This is a genomic window from Peribacillus sp. FSL H8-0477, assembly GCF_038002765.1.
Classification (GTDB): domain Bacteria; phylum Bacillota; class Bacilli; order Bacillales; family DSM-1321; genus Peribacillus.
Genome location: NZ_JBBODE010000003.1, coordinates 118276 through 128401 on the forward strand (window position 1 = coordinate 118276; position 10126 = coordinate 128401).

Genomic DNA, 10126 nt, shown 5'->3' on the forward strand with positions numbered 1-10126 from the left:
TACTATATTCGGAGCTGTTAAGATGAATGGCTTACCATTGACGATTCAACCATTTCACTGAACATTTTATAAAAACGGTTATCATCAGTTAGTTCTGGATGAAACGCGCTGACTAGCATATGATCACAGCGGGCGGCGACTATTTTTTCATCTATACGTGCTAGAATTTCAACCTGATCACCTGTTGATAAAATATACGGTGCACGTATAAATAATGCTTGAAAAGGAGCCTCCATTCCTTTTATATCGATATTTGCTTCAAAACTATCAATTTGTCTTCCAAAACCATTTCGTTTAACGATGATGTCCATGATTTCTAAATGAGCAGACTCAGACCCTTCAAGCTCATTGGCAACGAGGACCATGCCGGCACAGGTACCGAATATTGGTTTTTTTTGATTAGAAAAATCTTTAATTGCATCGATAAATCCATACCGAGCCATTAACCTCCCAATCGCTGTACTTTCACCACCTGGGATAATCAGCCCATCCAGTTTTTCTAGCTGTTTAGGATGTTTGACAATAACAGCTTCAGACCCAGTATTGATTATTTGTTTCAGATGTTCCTCCACAGCACCCTGCAAGGCTAATACACCAATAACTGCCATGTTACAATCCTCGCTCCTGCATACGGTCTGCCGCAGCAAGCTTAGACATATCAATACCTGTCATTGGAGATCCAAGTTCCTTAGAAAGCGCCCCAATTAATTCATAATCTTGATAAAACGTCGTTGCCTGAACAATCGCGTTGGCAAACTTCTCTGGATTTTCCGATTTAAATACGCCAGAACCGACGAATACACCATCTGCCCCGAGTTCCATCATCAATGCAGCGTCTGATGGAGTAGCCACACCCCCTGCAGCAAAGTTCACGACCGGTAATTTCCCTTCTTTTTTAATTTGTTTAAGAATCTCATATGGAGCTCCTAAGTTCTTCGCTTCAACCATTAATTCATCGTCATTCATTAAGATTATTTTTCTAATTTGAGCCTGAACTTTACGCATATGACGAACAGCTTCCACAATATTTCCCGTACCTGGTTCACCTTTTGTACGAAGCATTGACGCTCCTTCACCAATTCTCCGAGCAGCTTCCCCTAAATCGCGACAGCCGCAGACAAATGGCACGGTAAACTGGCTTTTCAGGATATGAAATTCTTCATCAGCGGGGGTCAAAACTTCACTTTCATCAATATAATCTACCCCCATGGCTTCTAACACTCTAGCTTCGACGATATGTCCAATTCTTGCTTTTGCCATTACAGGAATCGAGACAGCATTCAGTACAGCTTCAGTAATTCTTGGATCAGCCATTCTTGCGACTCCTCCAGCTGCACGAATATCAGAAGGCACTCTTTCCAAGGCCATTACAGCTACTGCACCTGCTGCTTCCGCAATCTTAGCTTGCTCGGCATTGACAACATCCATGATGACTCCGCCCTTTTGCATATGAGCCATCCCTCGTTTAATCGCATCCGTTGCTATTACTTTATTCATCTCTTCATCTCCCAATTTATTTGATTTTTTACTATTTGTTCTTTAGTATAAAAATGAAGTGAATGTATTAAAAGTGTCAGTTTTATATAAAACGATGGGTTCAGAGAAAGTAGGAGACTAGATGGACAGGTTAGCCGTTGAATTAAATAGAGACAGTTCCATTCCAATGTACGAACAATTATACGCACATATTAAAGCAGAAATTACGGAAGGCAGACTGCTTTTCCAAACCAAGCTTCCCTCAAAACGTAAGTTAGCAGATGTCTTACATATAAGTTTAAACACAGTTGAAACAGCTTACGAACAGCTGACCGCTGAAGGCTACCTCGAGGTTATTCCACGTAAAGGCTATTTCGTGATGGCATCGGAAGATTTGGAATATATCGGGGCAAAAAGTACACTTCCCTTACAGACGAATCAACAAAAGAATTCAATTACTATTGATTTTCATCCTAGTCAGATTGACACAGAAAACTTTCCCTTTCAACAATGGCGAAAATATGCCAAAAATAGTATGCAAGAAGACCATCATGAATGGCTGCTGCTAGGGGACTCTCAAGGAGAAATAGAGCTGCGGCATGAAATCGCAGTATACCTTTACCATGCAAGAGGTGTAAAATGCAGTCCAGAGCAAATTATTGTTGGGGCTGGAATTGAGGTTCTTTTACAGCAGCTCGTTCTATTGTTAAATCCAACCACCATTTATGGTGTCGAAGATCCCGGATATCATCTGATACAGCAAATTTTAACTTGCTATAATCACCAAGTCTATCCACTCGCGGTAGATGAAGAAGGCCTTATCGTGAAAAATGTCGAGAACTCACCGATTAATATCGTTTATGTGACCCCTTCCCATCACTTTCCCTACGGAACCGTTTTGTCTGTTAACAGACGGACACAATTATTAAACTGGGCCAGCGGGCATACAGATCGATTTATTATTGAAGACGATTATGATAGTGAATTTCGATATACTGGTAAAGCAATTCCCTCCCTACAGAGCTTAGATAACACAGAGAAAGTCATCTACTTAGGATCGTTTTCAAAATCACTTATGCCATCCATTCGAATCAGCTATATGGTCCTGCCAAAACAGCTGCTCACTAGGCATCAGCAAAATCTCTCTTTCTACCACTCTACTGTTTCACGAATAGATCAACATATCTTAACGGAATTTATGAGAATGGGTGACTTCGAGAAACATTTGAATCGAATGCGTAAACTTTACCGTCGTAAGTTAGAAAGGGTATTAGCCTCAATTAAGCCCTATTCTTCTACGATCACAGTCATTGGTGAGCAATCGGGGCTTCATGTTGTATTAGCAGTTAACAATGGAATGACTGAAGACGCACTCGTCACAAAAGCTGCAGCAGCTGGATTTAAAATCTATCCAGTCTCGCTCTACTCAATGGTAAAACAGAACCTTTCACATCCACAAATCATTCTTGGCTTTGCTGGCATCCCAGAGACTAAACTAACAGAGGCACTGAATGGTTTATTAGAGAGCTGGGGGTTTTAACAGGATATGAACTCCTTATCGTTCAATGAACATAAAAAAGAGCTTGAAAGTACTTTCAAGCTCACATGATTATAAATTAAATCTTGTCGAAATTAGGTTAGCTACTTCTATCGCACTTAATTTAGTATTATTAATTTTTATGTAATTTTCTTTTTTTAATTCCCCGTCGAAGGAGTTCAATCTGTATTTTTTCATGGACTCCCTTAATTCATTTTCTGACCAATCTATGTTCCTTTTGGTAGGTTTGTGCTCAAGTCTGTGCGGACTTTTGTTTCGTTCTAGTCTCACATTCAGTTCAGATTCTAACTCAACGAAATAAATGGTTGCCCCTTTTGATTGGAAAATTTTACAGAGATCGTCTACATATTTCCAATCATCTGGTTGGTCAAATGCCCACACATAGGTAAATATCAAGCCTTTCAGCTCACTCTCAGAAACGGCTTTAAATATTTCTGTTCTAAATAAATCTGATAGTCTCCACATCTCAGGACTAAATTTGAAAAATGGTTCAAGTAATTCAATGGTCATGTGGTTGTGAAACAATCTCAAATCAGTTACCTTTTCTAATTCATGACCGACAGTCATTTTACCCACTGCTTGAGGTCCAAATAAGAGCACAAGTTTCATAGTTTACCTCCTGCTAATTACTTTGAGTAGAGACCTTTCCTACTCTCATCTCTCACATTATAACCTGCTTTTCCAATCATGATAAAAATCTTGGATAACTAAATGAATGGCATTTAGCGTAATTAATATTAAAAACAACATCATGACTGTCGCTATTTCCCCTGTAAAAAAGGCAATCATAGCAATACCAATTATCCAAACGAAAAACATAGGTGACTTCATATTCATAAAAAACTCTCCAATCTCAATTATAAATTCAGTTAAAGATTAATTCTCAGGAATTACCTTTTACGCACGGTCTCCTTTAAACTTACTTATGTAGTACATCACTACTGCAATGGATTGGATCGTTAACCCGCTAATTAAAAATAGATTGTGAGAATTACTATTTCCTATTTTAGTGAAACCAATCATTGAAAAAATTAACCCAAACAAATTTATATACCAAGCAATTTTCATCTTTTCTTTCCTCCAATCCTTCGAGCAACTCACTAATACTTAAGAAATCAATAAATCCTTAAATAAAATAGGAATGTCTTTCTCTTCTATCCTCGCAAGTTCTTTAAATGATACGCCTTGCTTTAGTAAGGTATTTACCAATTCCCATCCTACATAGTAAGCTTCTCTTTCCTGATTAGTCGTTCCCTTTCCAATCGTAAATTTATATACCGTTTCGGAAGAGTCATCATCCAGATACGGAAAAATCCCTTTAAAAATTTCTTCTTTCTTTCCCATACATGATGTTAACCAATCCTTTTTATGTTCAATATACCGTTCATCTTCTTCTCCTGGTACTAAGAATTTACTAACACGAGTGGCTAACCCTTCCTCCAAGATCGTGAGTGCAATTGTGCGCTGCCAGCCTAAAGTAAGATTTGCGGTTTTTGCATGGACAATATGTGTTAGTTCATGTACCAATAGGATTTCAGAGTTTCCGCTTTCAATGGGTAAACATAATGCATTCCGATTTTGATCAAAAGGAGCAACAAATGGATTATTGTCAAAAGCACCCACAAAATAAATAAGGACAAAATCCAAGCTGCTTTTACATCCTAAAAGCGTTTTCACTTCTTCCAGACGACTTTCTAACACCATCTGATTAGGTTCCCACTTTTGTATAAATTCAATATATTTTTGATATGTACCCCATGCATTCTCAAATAATGACTTAGCTAATTTCCGCCCATCTTCACCAGGAGGAATGGCAGCGAAGTTATAATGTTCTTCCCATAAAGCCCATCGATCTATCTTATTTATTCCAACTTGATTTGCTTTTTCGAAAAAGTTTAAGAACGTAGGAACTAAATTTATAACCTCAATCTTGTCGATAGTAGCACCTCTTTTCTGATGTATTCATTTTTATTCTGGATGATTATTTCTGTCCCTGCATTAGTCATTCAGAGTTATAAGATTATATTTTTCAGAAAGAGAATACCGTATACTAAAGCAACCATAATCACCATAAACAATCCAAAGATAAAAAATCCGTAGGTAAATCCTTTCATCATTGAAAATAGATCTAACGCTATGTTTTTATAAAAACTAAGTATCCTCTGCATACCCATCCCCTAAAATAATTAATTACTATATTTTACCACAAAATTTTTAATAAAAAATGCTATATTTGCAAAACTCTCTTGCTGAGTGAATGCTTCACTAATCCTTTAATTTCATTAACTTTTTCCTTAAAATATATAAGATCAAAGCTTTAGGAAAGTAATCCACATAAGAAGAATCCAACTTGTATCTGAGGGCTTTAAAAGGTAAGGAAACGAGGAGAAGTCTTTTCATTGTTTTTAAATTAATGATACACTTACATAGAGTTTTAAAGGAGGTTCATTAACATTTTCAGTACTATTGTCCACTACACATTTAACTTTATTATGTTTTTAATATTTTTCGTAATTATAGGTGCCCCAATTGTAAAGTTTATCATAAATAAATTTAAGCCCGATGATGTTCCTAATAACAAATAAGAGATTACAATATAGCCACAGCACTACTACTTGCTGTGGCTTTTTTAGTGTATAAGGCCTTCTTAAGATTTTACTCAATTGAAAATAATAGAGTAGAATCCCAAACAAATTAACAATCTAAATAAGGAAAGAGGAGAGTCACTGAAAAAAGAACAGCAATCATGGAAAATTGACCACTATTCTTTACTAACGGTTACACGAAGAACTAACTTATCTATTATTCTATTGTGACGGCAAGTTCTTTTATTAATAACGAGGGTGATCCACAGTTTCCGCCCATTTGGATGAAACAAAATTCTAAATCTGAACCGACTGCTTCAATTTTCTTTAACAGTTCAAAGAAGTTCCCCGCAATTGTCATTTGTTTAATCGCATGTTTAACGACACCGCCTTCAATAAACAATCCGCTTGCAGCCAAGGAAAAGTCTCCTGAAATGGTATTAGCACCAGAATGCAATCCTGAAAGACCTGTAATTAATATGCCTTCTTCTACTTTAGCTACCAAATTTCCTTCTCCTTCAGAAGGAATAATAAAGAAATTAGTAGGCGCAATTTCCGGGCTGCTGTTATAGGAGGATTTATACCCGTGACCGGTTGATTGTCTGTCTGCCTTTTTGGCTGTTTGTAGATTATAAAGCAAGGTTTTGAGCGTCCCCGATGACACAATCTCTCTGTATGAAGTCGCGACTCCCTCATCATCAAAGCTTCGGCAAGCAAGTCCTTGCTTTTCAAACGGATCATCGATAATACTCACTAAGGGGCTGGCAATACTTTTGCCTTCTTTATCTTTTAATAGAGACTGGCCCTTCTGAACATTTTCAGCAGAAAAAATACTTGAGTATGCGGTTAATAACAAAGCGGCAGCATCATGACGGATGACAACTGGATAATCCCCGCTTTTTAATGACTTTGCATCAAGTTGTGAAATTCCATCCTCAACAGCTGCACGGGCTAATTGTTCTGGAACTAAATCTGAAAAATCCTGTGTACTTTTAACAATAAATCCATTTTTAATTTGATTATTCTCTTTCACTACAACAGATAGAGCAATTAGAAAATCATTTTTTCGTTCGTTTAGTGAAAGTCCTTTACTGTTTAGTAATCCTCTTTCCACTTCACTACTTTGAATAACGAAGGTTTCAATTGCCGTTACTCGTTTATCAGCTTCAAATACAAACGGTTCTGTTGATTTTAACAGCGCAATTTTATCTACTATCGAAACTTGTGCCAGTTTTTCAGAAAAAAAGTCAGGCTGTTTGTAAAACTGACTGCCAGGGAAAATTTCTTCAGGTTCATCCGATTCAATTACTTCCGCGTTCTCCTTGGCCTCTTGTATTAGGTATGTAACCGAGTCTTCATCCATTTTTTCCGTAAAGGCAGATCCCATTTTTCCTTTGAATAGTCCACGAAAAGCAATCCCATATGTTTCTGAAGTATTATAAGAATCAATTTCTGTTTCAAAGAGGCTGCAGGCAAACTTCTCCTCCCGCACGTAAGCTAGCTCCATGTCAGCAAATCCGTGCTCACTACCAAAAGCAAATAATCGATCTTTAAAAGTTTGTAGATTCATCTTATTCTTCCCCCATTCTTCCGCCAACCGTCATTTCGCTCACACGAATCATTGGTTGTCCAACATTAACAGGAATACTGCCGCTTTCAGATCCGCACATTCCAGCACCATGACCAAGATGTTTTCCAACCATATCGACTAACTGAATCGTTTCCGGTCCATTTCCAATTAAGGTAGCCCCACGTAAAGGTTTACGGATTTTTCCGTTTTCAACTAAGTACGCTTCCATAACTGAAAAATTATAGTCTCCTGTTGCAGGATTCACCTGACCTCCGCCCATATATTTCGCATAGATCCCACGTTCGGTATTGCTAATAATCTCTTCATTAGTAGATTGACCAGGGGCAATATAGGTATTTGTCATTCGGGAAGTCGGTGCAAAGCGATAGGACTGACGTCTTCCTGAACCTGTCGAAGTCATTCCCATCCTCCTGCTGTTGAATTTATCAATTAAATAACCTGTAAGAATCCCATTTTCAATCAGGACATTTTTCCGAGCACGTTCACCTTCATCATCGATTGTGATTGATCCCCATTCATTAGCCAATGTTCCATCATCTATATACGTGACAAGATTGGATGCTACCTTTTCACCAATCCGGTTAGCAAAGACAGAATTATTTTTAGCAACAGATGTAGCCTCAAGTCCATGTCCACATGCTTCATGAAAAATAACACCACCGAATTCATTATCAATAATCACAGGGTATTTGCCACTCGGACAGTGCTCAGCACCAAGCATAGTGACTGCCATACGTGAAGCCTCAAAAGCATAATGTTCTAGATTTAGATTTTCAAAGAATTCAAACCCTTTAAAAGCACCTGGGCTGTATCCACCTGTCTGCATTTGAATTCCATCCGAGGCAATGGACTGGATAGATAGCCGGCTGCGGATACGCTGATCCTCGACAAAGGTACCCTCTGAGTTAGCAATCAGGACGTTTTGTTCGTCGTCGAACAATCTTATGGATACTTGTTCAATACTAGAATGGTAGTTCTTAGCCAATTCATACGTTTTCTTCATCACGTCTACCTTCCGTTTTTTTTCAACTTCTCTGGGATGAAGAAGAATTGGATGAAGAGATTCAATAGCTTGTCTTTCAAGAGAAGTTGGCTGAAGAATATGTTCACCTTTAATGGCCTGTGCGGCCTTTTTTGCCGCCTTAATCAGTCCCTCTCTGCTATCATCCGTTGTATACGTATACACACTTTGAAAATCCTTAAAAATTCGGATACCAATCCCAAATTCTCTTCCAGACAGACTTTTTTCCACTTGCCCGCCCTGAAGTGCTAATTGATTACTATAACGGTTTTCTACAAATACCTCAGAAAAGTCTCCTCCAGTAGATAGAGCTGCTTCAAGTACATCATCAATCACCGATTTTGCAAGCATCATAATCCCTCGTTTCCATTATATAAAAACTGAACATTCTAATTATATAACTTTTTTCATCCATTTAATACCAACTTAAGTGTTATGCTTACTCCTCCTTAAGACGGAAAAAAACCTGCAGGCACAACCTGCAGGTTTAGTCATTATTTACGCGTTGCTTCAGTAACGATTTCATAGGAATGAAGTCTTGCTGTCTGATCATAGATAGAACTATTAATCATCATTTCATCTGCTTGTGTGTCATCAAGGAACTTTTGCAACTGTTCTTTGACTTCAATAGGATTACCAATAATCGATGATTTAAGATTTTTTTCAACTGCCGCTTCTTCGTAAGGATTCCATCGTCCTTCCATCGTATCGACTGGCGGCGGCAGCTGACCTGGCGTGTTCCGAATTAAGCTGAGAAATTGCTGTTGATGAGAAGTAGCCAGTTTTTTCGCTTCTTCTGTTGTGTCAGCAGCAAAGACATTCATGCCAACCATGGCATACGGTTCTGAAAGAACGTCGGAAGGCTTAAAGTGATCGCGGTAAATAGCAAGTGCTGGAAGTGTATTTTCCGGTGAAAAATGGCTGGCAAACGCAAATGGAAGCCCTAAATTCGCCGCTAATCGTGCACTAAATCCGCTAGAACCAAGAAGCCAGATAGGAACCTTCTGCCCTTCACCTGGTATGGCACGGACTGCATTATGCTTAGAAGCTGGATCGAAATAGCTGCGCAATTCTTCTAATTGATGGGGGAAATCTTGACCTTGATTACGAATATCCCCTCGTAAAGCCATCGCAGTTCGCTGATCACTGCCTGGAGCACGCCCAAGACCAAGATCAATTCGGCCAGGATACATAGCTTCCAATGTTCCAAATTGCTCAGCAATAACTAATGAAGCATGGTTCGGTAACATGATACCGCCAGAACCAACACGAATTTTTGATGTTCCTGCAGCCAGATATCCAATAACGACGGAAGTGGCAGAGCTGGCTATTCCAGGCATGCTATGATGTTCCGCGACCCAATATCGATGATACCCGAGCTTTTCAACATGTTGTGCAAGGGTAAGTGAATTCTGAAAAGCAGTAGAAGCTGTACTGCCTTCTGTGATACTTGCTAAGTCTAAAACCGAATACTTGATTTCATGTAATTGTTTAGCAGCCATTCATTCCACTTCTTTCTAAAAGTAGTTACAAAGTATAAGGATGTTTAATAAAACAAGCTCCTTTTGAAGCCAATGATAGCTGAAAGCTAGAAATAATGCACTAAAGATGCTTCACATACATGCTCAGGCACCTATATCGAGAATCATCATGTCAATAAATCATTCCTATTTAGGCACAAGATAGTCACTAATTATTCTTTTTTTACCCTTCTATTTGAATTGTGGAAATTATGTGACAGCATCCCTTTTTATTTGTGAAATACTTCACAAAGTTATTGATTATAGTAAATAATGGATGTAAGATAAAGACATAGATAACGCGATATCTTTTACAAAACAAAGGGACTCATATTTTAATCAAATAGGGAAAGGAAGTTGATTTTCATGTTAAAC

At 38.2% G+C, this 10126-nt stretch carries 11 protein-coding genes; 1 reads left to right on the plus strand and 10 read right to left on the minus strand.

Annotated elements, in window-relative coordinates; genetic code table 11:
- Positions 1-17: 17 nt before the first annotated feature.
- Both pdxT and pdxS read right to left on the minus strand, forming a co-directional pair.
- Entirely contained in the window at positions 18-608 is a 591-nt protein-coding gene (pdxT, locus tag MHI18_RS21710; protein WP_340850459.1) for a pyridoxal 5'-phosphate synthase glutaminase subunit PdxT, read from the minus strand.
- Between the two features lies 1 nt (position 609).
- The gene (gene pdxS / locus MHI18_RS21715; RefSeq protein WP_340850460.1) at positions 610-1497 is read right to left on the minus strand and encodes a pyridoxal 5'-phosphate synthase lyase subunit PdxS; all 888 of its coding nucleotides are present in this window, start codon (positions 1495-1497) and stop codon (positions 610-612) included.
- A gap of 121 nt (positions 1498-1618) precedes the next feature.
- Between pdxS and pdxR the strand changes: the two genes are divergently transcribed.
- Entirely contained in the window at positions 1619-3016 is a 1398-nt protein-coding gene (gene pdxR / locus MHI18_RS21720; RefSeq protein ID WP_340850461.1) for a MocR-like pyridoxine biosynthesis transcription factor PdxR, read from the plus strand.
- 69 nt (positions 3017-3085) lie between these two features.
- Here the strand turns inward: pdxR and MHI18_RS21725 are convergent, their stop codons facing one another.
- From MHI18_RS21725 to MHI18_RS21760, 8 genes are all read right to left on the minus strand, one after another.
- On the minus strand, positions 3086-3643 hold the full coding sequence (locus MHI18_RS21725; protein WP_340850462.1) for an AAA family ATPase: 558 nt from the start codon (positions 3641-3643) through the stop codon (positions 3086-3088).
- Positions 3644-3700: 57 nt separating this feature from the next.
- Positions 3701-3871: a hypothetical protein gene (locus MHI18_RS21730; protein ID WP_340850463.1), complete on the minus strand. Its 171-nt coding sequence runs from the start codon at positions 3869-3871 to the stop codon at positions 3701-3703.
- Positions 3872-3931: 60 nt separating this feature from the next.
- A complete protein-coding gene (locus MHI18_RS21735) occupies positions 3932-4102 on the minus strand; it encodes a hypothetical protein (RefSeq protein ID WP_340850464.1) in 171 nt (56 codons plus the stop codon).
- A gap of 39 nt (positions 4103-4141) precedes the next feature.
- Complete coding sequence (locus tag MHI18_RS21740; protein WP_340850465.1) at positions 4142-4738, minus strand: hypothetical protein; 597 nt, start codon at positions 4736-4738, stop codon at positions 4142-4144.
- A gap of 308 nt (positions 4739-5046) precedes the next feature.
- A complete protein-coding gene (locus MHI18_RS21745) occupies positions 5047-5202 on the minus strand; it encodes a hypothetical protein (RefSeq protein ID WP_340850466.1) in 156 nt (51 codons plus the stop codon).
- A gap of 634 nt (positions 5203-5836) precedes the next feature.
- A complete protein-coding gene (locus MHI18_RS21750) occupies positions 5837-7189 on the minus strand; it encodes a TldD/PmbA family protein (RefSeq protein WP_340850467.1) in 1353 nt (450 codons plus the stop codon).
- A gap of 1 nt (position 7190) precedes the next feature.
- A complete protein-coding gene (locus tag MHI18_RS21755; RefSeq protein WP_340850468.1) occupies positions 7191-8582 on the minus strand; it encodes a TldD/PmbA family protein in 1392 nt (463 codons plus the stop codon).
- Positions 8583-8725: 143 nt separating this feature from the next.
- Positions 8726-9733 carry an LLM class flavin-dependent oxidoreductase gene (locus MHI18_RS21760; protein ID WP_340850469.1) on the minus strand — a complete coding sequence of 336 codons (1008 nt, stop codon included), beginning with the start codon at positions 9731-9733 and terminating at the stop codon, positions 8726-8728.
- Positions 9734-10126 lie beyond the last annotated feature (393 nt).